This window comes from Streptomyces muensis (genome assembly GCF_021474425.1).
Lineage (GTDB): Bacteria > Actinomycetota > Actinomycetes > Streptomycetales > Streptomycetaceae > Streptomyces > Streptomyces muensis.
The window spans coordinates 34,899-50,233 of the sequence record NZ_JAKEIP010000003.1; the positions used below are offsets into that span (position 1 = coordinate 34,899).

9 protein-coding genes are annotated in these 15,335 nt (G+C 72.9%); 4 read left to right on the forward strand and 5 right to left on the reverse strand.

The genetic code is table 11. The features are described from left to right. Window positions 1–72: 72 nt before the first annotated feature. Window positions 73–1,098 (reverse strand): hemolysin family protein, encoded by a 1,026-nt coding sequence (locus L0P92_RS01295; RefSeq protein WP_234760493.1) that lies wholly within the window; start codon window positions 1,096–1,098, stop codon window positions 73–75. Further along, window positions 1,095–2,432 (reverse strand): hemolysin family protein, encoded by a 1,338-nt coding sequence (locus tag L0P92_RS01300; RefSeq protein WP_234760494.1) that lies wholly within the window; start codon window positions 2,430–2,432, stop codon window positions 1,095–1,097. Before L0P92_RS01300 ends, L0P92_RS01295 begins: the two co-directional genes overlap by 4 nt. A 268-nt stretch (window positions 2,433–2,700) precedes the next feature. Between L0P92_RS01300 and L0P92_RS01305 the strand changes: the two genes are divergently transcribed. Beyond that, window positions 2,701–3,690: a sporulation protein gene (locus L0P92_RS01305; protein ID WP_234760495.1), complete on the forward strand. Its 990-nt coding sequence runs from the start codon at window positions 2,701–2,703 to the stop codon at window positions 3,688–3,690. Between the two features lie 62 nt (window positions 3,691–3,752). Continuing rightward, window positions 3,753–4,208, forward strand: coding sequence for a tellurite resistance TerB family protein (locus L0P92_RS01310; protein WP_234760496.1), 456 nt, complete (start codon window positions 3,753–3,755; stop codon window positions 4,206–4,208). Between the two features lie 71 nt (window positions 4,209–4,279). On the opposite strand, the gene L0P92_RS01315 is transcribed toward L0P92_RS01310, so the two are convergent. The 3 genes from L0P92_RS01315 to L0P92_RS01325 all read right to left on the reverse strand — a co-directional run bounded on the left by L0P92_RS01315 (window position 4,280) and on the right by L0P92_RS01325 (window position 7,151). Next, entirely contained in the window at window positions 4,280–5,668 is a 1,389-nt protein-coding gene (locus L0P92_RS01315) for an LCP family protein (RefSeq protein ID WP_443732571.1), read from the reverse strand. A 154-nt stretch (window positions 5,669–5,822) separates the two neighbouring features. Continuing rightward, on the reverse strand, window positions 5,823–6,755 hold the full coding sequence (locus L0P92_RS01320; protein ID WP_234760498.1) for a M56 family metallopeptidase: 933 nt from the start codon (window positions 6,753–6,755) through the stop codon (window positions 5,823–5,825). Between the two features lie 6 nt (window positions 6,756–6,761). After that, window positions 6,762–7,151 carry a BlaI/MecI/CopY family transcriptional regulator gene (locus L0P92_RS01325; protein WP_234760499.1) on the reverse strand — a complete coding sequence of 130 codons (390 nt, stop codon included), beginning with the start codon at window positions 7,149–7,151 and terminating at the stop codon, window positions 6,762–6,764. A 113-nt stretch (window positions 7,152–7,264) separates the two neighbouring features. Here L0P92_RS01325 and L0P92_RS01330 point away from each other — a divergent pair, with 113 nt between their 5' ends. Together L0P92_RS01330 and L0P92_RS01335 are read left to right on the forward strand one after the other, a co-directional pair. Further along, on the forward strand, window positions 7,265–7,489 hold the full coding sequence (locus L0P92_RS01330; protein ID WP_234760500.1) for a twin-arginine translocase TatA/TatE family subunit: 225 nt from the start codon (window positions 7,265–7,267) through the stop codon (window positions 7,487–7,489). A gap of 304 nt (window positions 7,490–7,793) precedes the next feature. Continuing rightward, window positions 7,794–15,323 (forward strand): type I polyketide synthase, encoded by a 7,530-nt coding sequence (locus tag L0P92_RS01335; RefSeq protein ID WP_234760501.1) that lies wholly within the window; start codon window positions 7,794–7,796, stop codon window positions 15,321–15,323. Window positions 15,324–15,335: the final 12 nt, after the last annotated feature.

Consider the following 15,335-nt stretch of genomic DNA (forward strand, 5'->3'; position numbering starts at 1 on the left):
TCAACCACACTGTTGGCCGACACACACGTATGAGCCACCCCGTGCGCGGCTCGCACGGGGTGGCTCAGGGGGTCACGCGCTGGCGGGAGCGGGGCCGCCGACGAGCTCGGAGAGGACGTCCTCCATCGTCACGAACCCGATCACCTTGCCGCCCTCGCCCAGGACGCCCGCGAGATGGCTGCCCTCGGCGCGCAGGGCGGTGAGGGTGTCGTCGAGCGGGGTGTCGATACGGACCCGGGTCACCGGACGCAGGGCGCCGGCCGGGAAGGGGCGGTCGCGGTCGGCGACGCCGAGGGTGTCCTTGATGTGCAGATAGCCGAGGAGGGTGCCCTCGTCGCCGGTGACCGGGAAACGGGAGTAGCCCGCGTCGGCGGCGACGCGCTCGAGACCGGCCGGGGTGACGGTGCGGTCGACGGTGCGCATGCGCTGCGCCGGGACGAGGATCTCGCCCACCGGCCGGGTGCCCAGCTCCAGCGCGTCCCGCAGGCGCTCGCCGTCCGCCGGGGTGAGCAGCCCGGCCTCGCCGGACTCGACGACCATCCGCGCCAGCTGGTCGTCGGTGAAGACGGCCTCGACCTCGTCCTTCGGCTCGACGCGCAGCAGCTTCAGCAGGGCGTTGGCGAAGGCGTTGATGCCGAACACGAACGGCTTGAGGGCCCGGGTGAGGGCCGCCAGGGGCGGGCCGAGCAGCAGCGCGCTGGTCACCGGGGCGGCGAGCGCGATGTTCTTCGGCACCATCTCGCCGATCAGCATGTGCAGATACGTCGCGACGGTCAGCGCGATCACGAACGCGACCGGGTGCACCAGGGCGTGCGGCAGATGGACGGCCTCGAATCCCGGTTCCAGGAGGTGCGCGATGGCCGGTTCGGCGACCGCGCCGAGGACCAGCGAGGAGACGGTGATGCCGAGTTGGGCGGTGGCCATCATCGCGGAGAGGTGCTCCAGGGCCCACAGGGTCATCCTGGCCCGCTTGTCGCCCTCGCGGGCACGGGGTTCGATCTGGCTGCGGCGCACGGAGACCAGGGCGAACTCGGCGCCGACGAAGAAGGCGTTGGTCAGCAGGGTCAGGGCGCCGATGGCGAGTTGCAGGGCGGTCATCGGGCGTCCTCCGCGAGTTCGGCGGACCGGGCGAGGGCCGGTTCGGTGATGCGGATCCGGTCGGCGCGGTGGTGGTCGACGTCGAGGACGTCCAGCTGCCAGCCGTCCAGGTCGAGCAGGTCCCCCTTGGCGGGGATCCGGGCCAGCCGGGTGGCGATCAGTCCGGCGACCGTCTCGTACGGGCCGTCCGGCGCGGTCAGGCCTATCGCGGCGAGCTCGTCGAGGCGTACGCCACCGTCCGCCTCCCACACGGCGCGTCCGTCGTGGGTCGCCGGGGCGGGCTGGAGGTCGGGGGCCTCGACGGGGTCGTGCTCGTCGCGGACCTCGCCGACGACCTCCTCCACGATGTCCTCCATCGTGGCCACGCCCGCCGTGCCGCCGTACTCGTCGATGACGACGGCCATGGTGCGGGTGGCCCGCAGGCGCTCCAGCAACCGGTCGGCGGTGAGGCTGTCGGGGACGAGGAGGGGCTCGGTGGCCAGGTCGGTGACCGGTGTGAGGAGCCGTCGCTCGGGTTCCAGGGCGAGGACGTCACGGATGTGGACGGTGCCGATGACCTCGTCGAGGCTGTCGCGGTAGACGGGGAAGCGGGACAGGCCGGTGGCGTGCGTGAGGTTGGCCGCGTCGGCGGCCGTCGCGTGCGCTTCGAGCGCCTTGACGTCGACCCGCGGGGTCATCACGTTCTCAGCGGTCAGCTCGCTCAGGTGCAGGGTGCGGACGAACAGTTCGGCGGAGTCGGGCTCCAGGGCGCCCTGGGCCGCCGAGTGCCGGGCGAGCGCGACGAGTTCCTCGGGGCTGCGGGCGGAGTCCAGCTCCTCGGCGGGCTCCAGGCCGAAGCGGCGTACGACACGGTTCGCGGTGTTGTTCAGATGGTGGATGAACGGGCCGAACGCCGCCGTGAAGCCGCGCTGCGGGCCCGCGACCACCTTGGCCACCGCGAGCGGCCGGGAGATCGCCCAGTTCTTCGGCACCAGCTCGCCGATCACCATCAGCACGACGGTGGAGACGACCACGCCGAGCACGGTCGCCACGGACGAGGCGGCCCCGCCGAGGCCCAGCGCCTGAAGCGGGCCGCGCAGCAGCGCCGCGAGCGACGGTTCGGCGAGCATGCCGATCACCAGGGAGGTGACCGTGATGCCGAGTTGCGCCCCGGAGAGCTGGAACGTCAGTCGGCGTACGGCCTTCAGCGCGCCGTCGGCGCCGCGCTCGCCGGCCTCGGCGGCACGCTCCAGCTCACCGCGCTCGACGGTGGTCAGCGAGAACTCGGCCGCGACGAACACGGCGCAGGCCGCAGTGAGCAGGAGGGCCAGCAGGAGCAGCAGGACCTCGGTCACCGTGCCACCCCCGTTCCCTCGTGCGCCTTGGGCGGGCGGGGTGTGGCACGGCTGGTACTGGGAGGCTCACCCATCGCGGGCTCGTGTCTCCTTCTTCTTCGGACGGACATCTCGGTCGGCAGGGCCTCTCGGTTCTGGACTGCGCAGGGCATCGGCCCACCGGCAGGCCCGACCACCCTATGCTTCTACTCGCTTGTAGAGAACGATCCGGCACTCCCGGTTGTTCCCACCGATACGCACGTACGCACGTGAAGGAGTGAACGCCACGATGGTGTTCAAACGACTGCTCGGCTCGCTCGGCGTGGGCGGCCCCACAGTGGACACGGTCCTCGACCCCGGCCCCGTCCGCCCGGGCGGCACGCTCACCGGCCAGGTCCATCTCAAGGGCGGCGACGCCGACTTCGACATCGAGCACATCGGCCTGGAGCTGGTGGCACGGGTCGAGGCCGAGCACGAGGAGGGCGAGAGCGAGGGCGCCGTCGTCTTCGAACGGTTCACGGTCGGCGGCGGCTTACGGCTCGCCGCGGGCGAGGAGCGTTCCGTCCCGTTCAGCGTGCCGCTGCCCTGGGAGACCCCGGTCACCGAGCTGTACGGCCAGCCCCTGGGCGTGGTCCTCGGCGTGCGCACCGAGCTGTCGGTGGCCGGCGCGAAGGACAAGGGCGACCTCGACCCGCTGGCCGTCGGGCCGCTGCCCGCGCAGGAGGCGATCCTGGAGGCTCTCGGGCAGCTGGGCTTCGGGTTCACATCCGCCGACCTGGAGTACGGGCGCATCGCGGGCACCGGCCAGCAGCTGCCCTTCTACCAGGAGATCGAGATCACCCCGTCGCCGCGGTACGCGCACCAGGTGAACGAGATCGAGGTGACCTTCCTCGCGAACCCGGCCGGCGTGGAGGTGGTCCTGGAGGCCGACAAGCGCGGCGGACTCCTCTCCTCCGGCCACGACGCCCTCACCCGCTTCACCGTCGGCCACCACGACTCCCGCGACTGGAACGCGGAAGTCGACGGCTGGATCAGGCGGTTGACGGAGCACCGGGCGACGTACGGCTCTCATGACGCGTTCGGGCACGGCCATGCCGGCCATCACCACGAGGGCCACCACTCCGGCTCCGGCGTGGGCACGGCGGTCGCCGCGGGCGCGGCCGGGCTCGCGGTCGGTGTCGTCGGCGGCATGGTCGCGGCCGAAGTCGTCGACGAGGTCGGGGACTTCTTCGAGGGCGAGGAGGAGGACGGGGAGGAGAGCGAAGAGGAAGGCGAGTAGGGCCGGGCCGGGACCTGGTAACTTCTACACCGCTGTAGAAGTCAACGACGTATGGAGCCCTCATGGCCCTGTGGGACCGCATCAAGGAGTCCGCATCGACGATGCAGACCCAGCTGGTGGCGAAGAAGAACGACCTCAAGAGCGGCGCCTTCCGCGACGCGAGCATGGCGATGTGCGCGCTCGTCGCCGCCGCCGACGGCACCGTCGACCCCTCCGAACGACAGCGCGTGACCCAACTGATCGCCACCAACGAGGTGTTGCAGAACTTCCCCGCCGACGATCTGCGCCGGCGGTTCGAGGAGAACCTGAACCGGCTCACCACCGACTTCGACTTCGGCAAGGTGAGCGTGCTGCAGGAGATCGCCAAGGCGAAGAAGAAGCCGGCCGAGGCGCGTGCCGTGATCCAGATCGGCATCGTCATCGGCGGCGCGGACGGCGACTTCGACAAGGACGAGCAGGCGGTGGTCCGCGAGGCGTGCTACGCGCTCGACCTGCCGCCGCACGAGTTCGACCTCTGATCGGGGCGACTTCGGCACTCGCCTGAGCCTGCGCCGGGCGGACACGACCCGTGTCCGCCCGGCGCGGCAGATCAGCGGATGTCGTCGGGGTCGAGGTCCTTGCCGACGACCAGGGTGATCACACCCGCCGCGGCATCCGGCGCCTGGGTGGCCCGCACGCCGGGCAGCCGGGCGGCCAGCGACTCGGCCTGCTTCTCCAGGCCCGCCGGGTACGTCACCGTCGTCCTGTCGGCGTCCTCGGGGGCGTTGCCCGTGCCGGCGACGGTGACGCCGGCCCTGCCCAGCTTCTCGCCCACGGTGGCGGCCCGCCCCGAGATCCCCGTGCCGTTGAGGACCTGGACACGCACGGAGGAGGCGTACACGGGGTTCTTCGCGTCGGCCTCCAGCCGCTTCTTGTCTATCTCCTTGTCCTTGGCCAGGGAGGTGAACAGGTCGGCGGCCTGCGGGTACTGCCAGACGACGTTGGCCGTGTCGGTGGGCACGTCGGCCTCGCGCGGATAGTTGGGCACGGTGAGGAACGCCAGACGGTCGCTCGGGATGCCCTTGAGCTCGGAGGCGAGTGCATACAGCGGCTTGATGCCGGCCAAGTCGGGGTCCGTGGTCAAGGACTTGGTGGCGGACCCCAGGAAGCCGTACAGCGCCTTCGGGTTGGTCAGCTTGGCCTGCGCCTTCTCGACCAGGGCGTTCATGAACTCCTGCTGGCGTCCGATGCGTCCGATGTCGGAGCCGTCGCCGACGCCGTAGCGGACCCGGACATAGCCGAGGGCCTTCTCGCCCTTGACCGTCTGGCAGCCGGCGTCCATGTCCAGGCGGGCCTTCTTGGAGTGGATGGCCTGCTCGGGGCAGACCTCGATGCCGTCCAGGGAATCGACCATGCCCTTGAAGCCCTGGAAGTCGACGGACATGAAGTGGTCTATGCGCAGGCCCGTGTTGGCCTCGACCGTCTTGATGGAGCAGGCGGCGGCCCCGGCGACCTCACCGCTGCTGCCGCCGAGCGCGAACGCCTCGTTGATCTTGGCGCGGTGCAGCGTGGAATCACTCCCGTCGCCCTTGTCGCAGGCCGGTATCTCCACCCAGGAGTCACGCGGGAACGACACGACCGCGGCCCACTCCCGGTTCGCCGGGACGTGCAGCACCATCAGCGTGTCCGACTGCATGGTGTCCAGGTCCTTGCCGTACTCGGCGTTGGCGCCGTCGCGGCTGTCGGAGCCGACGACCAGGATGTTCTTCGAGCCCGGGCTGAGGTTCTCGGGGCGGTCGCCGCCGATCTTGTCGTCGACGTCGGCGGACCTGATGTTGTTGTCGAGGTCGTTGTAGACCCAGGCGCCCACCCCGGCGACACCGAGGACCACCACTGAGGTCACACCCCCGCCCCAGGCCAGGATCCGCCCTCGCCGCGTCAGCCGGGTCCTCCCCGCGCCACCGCTCGACGTACGTCGCCGCCGCCCTGTTCCGCTCACCCGCGCCCCCTCTGTCGATGTACGTCATGGATGTACGTCTGTCGTCTGTACGGCCGAAAGGCCCCGGCCCCCTCACCATCAACAGACGACGATCTTGGCAACATCCGTTGCCCGAACCGCACGAATTTTCTCGTACTCCCGCCCGCGCGGCGTTTCAGAGCGGCGTCGCCGCCCTCAGGATCAGGACCATCGTCACCGCCGAGTTCGCGGACGACATCGCCGAGACGGCCGTCCCCGCCGCCGCGCACCACGCCGCCAGGCCCACCGAGGTGAACAGCGACGGCCAGCGGCGCGCCGTCGGAGCGGGGCCGAGCAGCGCGGCCACGCGGCGCGGTACCGGCCCGGGCGCGGCGAAGCCCGCGAGCGTCGCGAGCGGAGTCCCCCGGGACAGCAGCGCCGCCTTGCCGATCGCGCACGCCACCGCCCGTCGGCTGCCGACGGCCCGGGCGGCCTCTTCGTCGGCCCATCGCTCCGTGGTGTACGACACGGCCGTGCGCAGCGGGCACAGGAACGGGTTGGCCCGCGCGGCCAGTTGGACGGCGAGCAGGAAACGGTGGTGCCGCGCGGTCAGATGGGCGCGCTCGTGAGCGAACAGCGCCCGGCGTTCGGCGGGTTCGAGGCGGTCCAGCAAGGCCGTGGTCACGACCACGCGGTCCCGGCGACCACCCGGCAGCGCGTACGCGTACGGCACGTCGTCAGGCAGTACGGCAACTCCCGTCGGCGGCAGTCCCGCCAGCGCCCGGTGGGCCCGGCGGCGCACCCGGCCGTGCCGCCACAGGGTCCGCGCGCAGGCCGCGACCACCGCGCACAGCGCCGGAATCGCGGCCTTGCCGACGACCTCGTCGAACGGTACGGCGGCCCGCACCTCGGGGTCCGACCAGCCGTCGGGCAGTGGATTCCCGGGCAGTTGGGCGGTGCCCACCACCATCACCAGGCCCAGGCACACCGTGCTGCACAGCGCCATCACCGCGGCCACGCCGGTGAGCAGCCGTGTCGCGGTGCGGGGATGCAGGTGCTGCTCGGCGAGGCGCGCGATCGGCCATGCCGTGAGCGGCAGGACGAGCGGCAGAAAGACGAAGACCCCCATGAGGTGTCAGGCTTCCCCTTCGCTCCCGGAGTCACCCAGCAGTTCACGCAGCAGCCGCTCGTCGTCCGGCCCGAGGCCGGTGACGAAGCTGGCCAGGACGGCCTCCCGGTCGCTCTCGCCGTCCAGCACCTTGCGCATCCGGTGCGCCGCGAGGCCCGCCTGGTCCGAGTCCGGCGTCCATGCGAAGGACCGTCCGGCGCGCTCCCGGGTCACCGCGCCCTTGGCCAGCAGACGGGTCAGGATCGTGATCACCGTCGTATAGGCGAGGTCCCCGCCGAGCCGCTCCTGCACCCAGCCGGCCGTCGCCGGGCCGTCCGCCTCCCGCAGCGCCGACAGGACCAGCGCCTCCAGCTCGCCCTGTCCCCGGCGCCCGGAACGCTGTCGGTGATCCGTCATGCCATGTCTCCCTTCCATCGACCTCCCGCACCTGTTCAGGCGGAGGTCACCCGCCAGTCTATCTACAGTGCTGTAGATTGCTGGGGTGTCACTCACCTGAAGGACGGGACCACATGTTCGGACTGAGCGAACTCGCGATCATCCTCCTCGTCGTCATAGCCGTCCTCTGCGCGAAGAAGCTGCCCGAACTGACGCGCTCGGCGGGCAAGTCGGCACGGATCCTCAAGGCCGAGGCGAGGGCGATGAAGGACGAGGACGATCCGGCGGTTCCCCGGGTGATCCAGGGGGAGACGCTGAACCCGGACGACCCGAAGCCGCAGGGCACACAGCAGCACTGACAGTGACCGAGGGGGCCCGCTCCCGGGCCCTGCACCCTCCGCCTCCGCGCCACCCGCATTCGTCCCTTTGACCGCCTCTTCCGTCGTTGAGGTGAAAAAGCAGGCGAAATAGGCGAGTTCACGACCACGGCCCTACCGTGATCATTGTGCCTTCCGATGCGCGTGACCGGTCGCTGACCACCGGTTTCCCCCTCGCTCCACGTTCCGCACCAGGGCTGACTTCCGCGATACCCGGCAGCGGTCACCGTTCGATGTGACCACTGGATCGCTCGATCACTCAGGGTTACGGAATTGGGGTGCGGGAATGGTGGGGGATCCGTCCGCCGCGGACGAGGTCGCGATCGTGGGGCTGGGGTGCCGGCTGCCCGGCGGGATCGTGGATCTGGCCGGGCTGTGGGAGGCGCTGGAGGCAGGGCGCGACCTGGTCGGTGAGGTCCCGGAGGACCGGTTCGAGGCCGCGCGGTACGTCGACACCGCGATGGCGCGGCCGGGGAAGTCGTACACCGCCAGAGGCGGGTTCCTGGCGGACCTCACACGGTTCGACGCGGACTACTTCGGGATCTCGCCGCGGGAGGCGGCGCAGATGGACCCGCAGCACCGGCTGCTGCTGGAGACCGCCGTGGAGGCACTCGACGACGCGGCGATCGACCCCGCCGCCCTGGCCGGCTCCGACACCTGTGTGTTCGTCGGCATCTCGGACTTCTCCTACGCCGGACTGCAGATGACCAGACCCCGGCGGATGAACGCCTACTCCATGGCGGGCGGCGCCCACTCCATCGCGGCGAACCGGCTGTCGCACTTCTTCGACCTGCGCGGGCCGAGCATGGTGATCGACACCGCCTGCTCGTCGTCGCTGGTGGCCGTGGAACGCGCCTGCCGGGAACTGGCCTCCGGTGGCAGCCGGGTGGCGCTGGCGGGCGGGGTCAACGTGCTGCTCAACCCGAGCGGGTTCGTCGGGTTCAGCCAGGCGTCGATGCTGTCGAGGCGGGGCCGCTGCGCGGCGTTCTCGGCGGACGCGGACGGGTTCGTCAGGGCCGAGGGCGCGGGGGTCGTCGTACTGAAGCCGCTGACCGACGCCGTGGCCGACGGGGACCGGATCCACGGTGTGGTCGCCGCGTCCGGCAGCAACTGCGACGGGCGCACCGCCGGGCTGTCGCTGCCCAGTGCGCGGGCGCAGGAGGAGCTGCTGCGGCGGGTGTACGAGCGGGCGGGGATCGCGCCCGACGAGGTGGTGTACGTGGAGGCGCACGGCACCGGTACCCCGGCGGGCGATCCGGCCGAGTGCACCGCGCTGGGCCGGGCGCTCGGCGTCGCGCGGACGGTGGGGCCGCTGCCCATCGGCTCGGTGAAGTCCAACGTGGGGCATCTGGAGCCGGCGTCGGGCATGGCGGGGCTGTTCAAGGCGCTCGCGGTGCTGCGGTACGGCACGATCCCCGCCTCGCTGCACCTGGAACCGCTCAACCCCGGAATCGACTTCGCCGGGCTGGGGCTGGAGCCGGTCGAGCGGGCGCGACCGCTGTCGGTGCCGGAGGGGCGTCGGTTCGTGGGCGTCAACTCCTTCGGGTTCGGCGGGGCGAACGCCCATGTGGTCGTCGGACCGGCGCCTGCCGTGCCACGCCCCCGTGCCGAGGGGGCGGTCGAACTCCCGGTGATCGCCTCCGGTCGTACCCCGCGGGCGGCCGAGGAGGCGGCACGGCGGCTGGCCGCCCGGCTCGCCCGTCCGGATGAGCCGTCGGAGTTCTACGACATCGCGGCCACCGCCTGCCTGCGCCGGGCCAGGCACCGTTTCCGCAAGGTGGCGCTGGCCTCGACGGCGCACGACGCCGCGCGGATCCTGGCCGGCGCACAGGTGTCGGGCGAGGGCGGCACGGCCGAGGGCGTGGCAGGGGAGGCGGTCGAGCGGGGGCGGGTCGCGCTGGTGTTCGCGGGCAACGGCTCGCAGTGGGCCGGGATGGCCGCCGATCTGCTGGACGATCCGGTGTTCCGCGCCGAAGTGGACGCGGTCGACGCCGCGTTGGCGCCCCGGCTCGGCTGGTCCGTCGCCGCGGCGCTGCGGCGGCCCGCCGACGAATGGGGGTTGAAGGCCACGGAGGTGGCGCAGCCGCTGCTGTTCGCGGTGCAGGCCGGGATCACCGCGGTGCTGCGGGAGCGGGGCGTGAGGTGGACGGTCGCGCTCGGGCACAGCGTCGGGGAGGTCGCGGCGGCCTACGCCGTAGGCGCGCTGACGCTTCAGGAGGCGGCCCGGGTGGTCGCGGAGCGCGGCCGGGCCCAGGCGGTGACGGCCGGTCAGGGGCGCATGGCCGCAGTCGGGTTGTCGCCGGCCGAGGCGGAGAAGGTCCTGTCGACGTACCCGCGTCTGGTGGTGGCCGCGGTGAACAGCGACCGGGATGTGACGCTCGCCGGACCGGTGGACCAACTCAAGGCGCTGGGCGACGAGTTGGCCCCGCGGGAGGTGCTCTTCCGGCTGATGGACCTGGACTACGCGTTCCACAGCCCTGTCATGGAACGGGTCCGGGCCCCGTTGGCCGCCGGTCTCGACGGGTTGGCCCCGCATGGGAACACGGACGCTCTGATCTCCACGGTCACCGGTGGCCCGGTGCCCGACTCCGGCCTGGACGGCGACTACTGGTGGCGCAACGTCCGCGAGCCGGTCCGGTTCGCCGCCGCCGTCCGGCACGCCCTGGACACCGGCGTCGACGTGCTGCTGGAGGTCGGCCCGCATCCCGTGCTGCGGACGTATCTGCGCCGAATCGCCGCGGGAGACGACCAGGTGACCGTCCTCGCCACCCTGCGCCGCGACCTCGCCGGGCCGGGCGCGCTGCGCCGGTCGGTGGAAGCGCTGATCGCCGCCGGCGCGGAGATGGACTGGACGCGCTGGTTCCCGCGCCCCGCCCGGGTGGCCGAGCTCCCCGCGTACCCGTGGCAGCGGGAACGGCACTGGAGCGGCACCCCGCACCAGTGGATCATCAGCAGCGGAACGGGGCGGCTGGACCACCCCCTGCTGGGTGAGCGGCTGCCGACGGCGGAGTCCGCCTGGGAGGGGCCCGTCGAACCGGCGCTGGTGGCCTGGCTGGCCGACCACAAGGTGGCCGGATCGGTGCTGTTCCCAGCGACTGGTTACGTCGAGATGGCCCTGGCCGCCGGCCGACGGGTGCTGGACGGGCCGGTGGAGCTGGCCTGGCTGGAGGTGACTCGCCCCCTGGTGGTGCCGTGGGGCCGGGCCGGGGACGTCCGTGTGCAGCTCGCGTTCTCGTCCGACGACGGCAGGGTGTCCGTCACCAGCACCGAGGCCGTCGACGGCACCGAAGCCGACGGCACACAGCCGCGGCCGCACGCTCGGTGCCGGGTCCGTGAGCTGATCGGCCGCGCGCCCGTACGGGTCGACGCGGCCGGGGTGCGCGCCCGCTGCACCCGCCGGGTCGACGTCGACGCCCTGTACCGCGAACTGGCCGTGAGCGGCCTGGAGTACGGGCCCGCGTTCCGGCAGCTCGTGCGGCTGCACCTCGGGGAGGCGGAGGTGCTGGCCGCCTACCGGCACACCACGGACGCGGCCGACACCGCTCAGTACGTGGCCCATCCGGCGCTGCTCGACGGCGCCCTCCAGGCGTGCGTGCCGCTGGCCGCCGCCCGCGCGAAGGCCGGGGAGGCCTGGCTTCCGGCCTCGATCGCGGCCGTACGCGTGTGGCGGAGCCCGTCCCCGACGGGGCTGGTCCATGTCCGCGACCGCACGCGCGGCACCGTCGAACTCTGCTTCGACATCTCCGTCACCGACCCGGACGGCAGCGTCACCGTCGAACTGGACGGTGTACGGATGCGACGCCTGCCCGGCCCGGCCGACCGGGCGCCGAAGCGGTACGAGACCGTGCTGCGCGCCGCGCCTCATCCCCGGCTGCCGGCCGCGCCCTCGCCGCTGCCCGGCAACCAGGATCTCGCCGACGCCGTCGCGGGCGGTGTCGACGCGGCGCGGGCCGACGCGCGTGCCGTGCGCTCCGCCGACTTCATGGCCCGGCTCAAAGAGGTCACCGCCCATGTGGCCGCGGCGGCCTTCGCGGACCTGCTCCCCGCCGGCGTGGCCGGGTTCACGCCCGCCGACCTGGTCCGGGCGGGCATGCTCCCCGGGTACGAACGGTTGGCGCGGGCCCTGCTCCGGCTGGCCTCCCGGCACGGTCTGGCCGCCCTCGGCCAGGACGGCGGCTGGCGGCTGACCGGCACAGCGGCCCCGGCGCCCCTGCTGTCCCGGCTGCCGCTGGACTTCCCGGCCGCCGCGGCCGAAGTACAGCTGGCGGTCCGGCAGTTGGCGCATCTTCCGCAGGTGCTGCGCGGCGCGCTGGACGCACTGCACCTGCTCACCGACCAGGGTTCACGCGAGGCTCTCGAGCAGTTCTACGACCTGTCGCCGACTTGTCGGGGCCGTAACCGGATCCTCGCCGCGCTCATGGCGGAGGTCGTGCGGGCCTGGCCCGGGGACCGGCCGCTGCGGATCCTGGAGATCGGCGCGGGCACGGGCGGCACGACCGCCGCCCTGCTCCCGCTGTTGCCGCCGGAACGCACCGTCTATCACTTCACCGACATCTCGACGGGCTTCTTCGCCCGCGCCCGGCACCGCTTCGGCGATCACCCCTTCGTCGACTACCGCCCGTTCGACCTGAACGCCGACCCGGGCGAGCAGGGCTTCGCCGACGGCGCCTACGACCTGGTCGTCGCGGCCAACTCCCTGCACACCGCGACCGATCTACGCACGGCCCTGTGCCGGGTGCGCGGGCTGTTGGCTCCAGGGGGCCGGCTGTTCGCCTTCGAGACGCACGACACGGACTATCTGCTGCCGTTCTTCGGCATGTTGGACAGCTTCTGGCGTCACGACGACGAAGTACGGCCGGACTCCCCCCTGTTGACCCCGGATCAGTGGCGCGACGTGCTGCACGCTGGCGGGCTCACGGACGTCGTCCGCGTCGGTACCGCCATCGAGTCGGCCGACGGGACCGCCTCCGTGCTGCTCGCCTCGGCACCCGTGTACCGGACCGCCCGGCCCGTGGTGGCCGGGCCCGAGGACGGCACCCGGTGGATCGTGGCCACCGAGAGCGAGCCGGAGACTCCGCTGGCCGAGCGTCTCGCGGCGCTGCTGACCGGCGGCGGTACGCGCTCCGTGCCGGTGCTGCCCGCTCCCGTCGACCCCGCGGGCTGGACGGCGATGTTCGCCGAGGACGGTGCCCCGGCGGTGGTGCTCGTCCTCGGCGAGGCGCCCGCCGACCCGGAGCCGATGCTCGACCAGGCCGTGCGCCGTGCGGCCATGCTCCGCGCCCTCGCCGAGGCCTGCCAGGACCTCCCCGACGGCAGCCGGCCGGCCCTGTGGCTGGTGACCCGGCCCAGCGGCGCGCTGCCCGCCCCCGAACGGGCCGCCCAACCGCAGGACGCCGCCGCCTGGGGCGTCGCCCGCTCCCTGGCAAACGAACACCCGGGCCTGGGCGTGACCCGGCTGTCCCTGGAGCGTCTCGGCGACCCCGCCGCCGACGCGCACCGGCTGGCCCTCGAACTGCTGGAGCCCCTCGCCCCGTCCGCCGCCGACACCGGCACGACGGCCCGCGAGGACGAGATCGTGCTCACCTCGGGCGGCCGTTTCGTCCCGCGGGAACGCGAACTCCCCTGCGGCGAACACACCGTGCCGAGCGGGGAGGCACCCTTCGCCCTGGAGATCGGCGCACCCGGGCTGTCGTACGAACCGGTCTGGACGCGGACCGGTCCGGTCACCCCCGGGGTGGGCGAAGTGGTGATCGCGGTGCGCGCCGCCGCGCTCAACTACCGGGACATCATGCAGGCGACCGGGCTGCTGCCCCCGGAAGCCGCCGAAACCGGGCCGGCCCCCGGCGAGAAGGGTCCCGGGTTCGAACGCGCCGGCATCGAATGCGCCGGGATCGTCACGGCCACGGGCGAAGGCGTGCACGGTCTGGCCGTCGGCGACCGGGTGTGCGCCGTCGTGCCGGGCTGTCTGGCCTCGCACACGGTGGCACCCGCGTCCGCCGTGGTCAGGGTTCCCGACGGTCTCGGTTTCGCGGCGGCCGCGACCCTGCCGGTGGCCTTTCTGACGGTCCACTACGCGCTGCGCGATCTGGCCCGGTTGGCGGCCGGGGAGACGGTGCTGGTGCACGGCGCCGCCGGCGGGGTCGGGCTGGCCGCGATCCAGTACGCCCGCCTGGTGGGTGCCACGGTGATCGCCACCGCCGGCACCCCGGCCAAGCGTGACCTCCTGAGGGCCATGGGCGTCGAGCACGTACTGGACTCCCGCACCCTGGACTTCGCCGGCCAGGCGCTGCGGATCACCGGCGGGCGCGGGGTCGACGTGGTCGTCAACTCGCTGGCCGGGCAGGCCGTCGACCGGGGCCTGGAGATCCTGCGGCCCGGCGGCCGGTTCGTGGAGCTCGGCAAACGGGACATCTACGCCGACAAGCCGCTGCTGATGCGGCCGTTCAGCCGCAACATCGCCTTCTTCGGCGTCGACGTCACCGCCCTGCTGAGCCACGAGGCCGGACTCGTCACGGGGCGGCGGCTGTTGGCGGAGATCGCCGTTCGGGTGGCGGACGGCCGCTACCGGCCGCTGCCGCACACGGTGTATCCGGCCGCCCGCGTCAAGGAGGCGTTCGCGCTCCTTCAGCACTCGCGGCACATCGGGAAGGTCGTCGTCAGCCTCGATCCCGAGGACGGCCCGGTTCCCGTCCGCACCCGGCCCGAGCCGCCCGAACTCGATCCCGACGGCTGCTACCTGGTCACGGGCGGGCTGAGCGGATTCGGCGCCGCCACCGCCCGCCGGCTCGCCGAGCGCGGGGCCCGCCATCTCGCCCTGGTCGCCCGGCGCGGCGCCGACGGTCCCGAGGCGGCCGCCGTGCTGTCCGGCCTGGCCGAGCTGGGTGTGACGGCCACGCCGTATGCCGCCGACGTCACCGACGCCGACGCGATGGCCGAGGTGATCGGCCGTGTCGACGCCACCGGGCATCGGCTCGCGGGAGTCGTTCACGCGGCGATGACGCTGGACGACGCCCCGCTGACCGAACTGACCGACGAACGGATCCGGGCGGTCCTGGCCCCCAAGGTGGCCGGCGCCGCGGTCCTCGACGCCCTGACGCGGGACCGCGACCTGGGGCTGTTCTGGCTGTACTCCTCGTTCTCCGCGTCCGTCGGCAACATCAAGCAGTCCGCCTATGTCGGCGGGAACCTGTTCACGGAGGCGCTGGCCCGCCGACGGCACGCTGCCGGACGGCCGGCCCTCGCCGTCGCGTGGGGCGCCCTCGGGGACCACGGGCATGTCGTCCGCGAGGGTCTGGTGGCGGCCATGGAGGCCCTCGGGACCGCGCCGGTGCGCACCCACGAGGCACTGGACGCCGTGGAGGCGCTCACGGCGTGCGGTACTGCCGTCGCCGGTGTCGGCCGCTACGACTGGTCCCGGCTGCGGACCTTGCTGCCCTCCTTGGCGGCGCCCCGCTTCGCGGCGCTGCTGCCCGCCGACGGCGAACTCGCCGGTCACTCGCGGCAGGACCTGGTGGCCGCCCTGGCCGGACTCTCCGCGGACGAGGCGCTACGGGCCGTCGGCGCCGCCCTCGCCGAACTGCTGGCCCGGATCCTCCAGACCGACGCCGCACGCCTCGATCCTCGGCAGCCGCTCCAGGACCACGGCGTCGACTCCCTGATGGCCGCCGAACTGCTCAGCACACTGCGGCAGCGCCTCGACGTCGAGATCCCGCCGATGGAACTCCTCCAGGGCGGCATCACCCTCACCGACCTCGCCCGCCATGTGCTGCTGCGGCTCGGCGTGCGCACCACCGACACGGCAACCGCCAACGGCTGAAAGAGAGGCCTG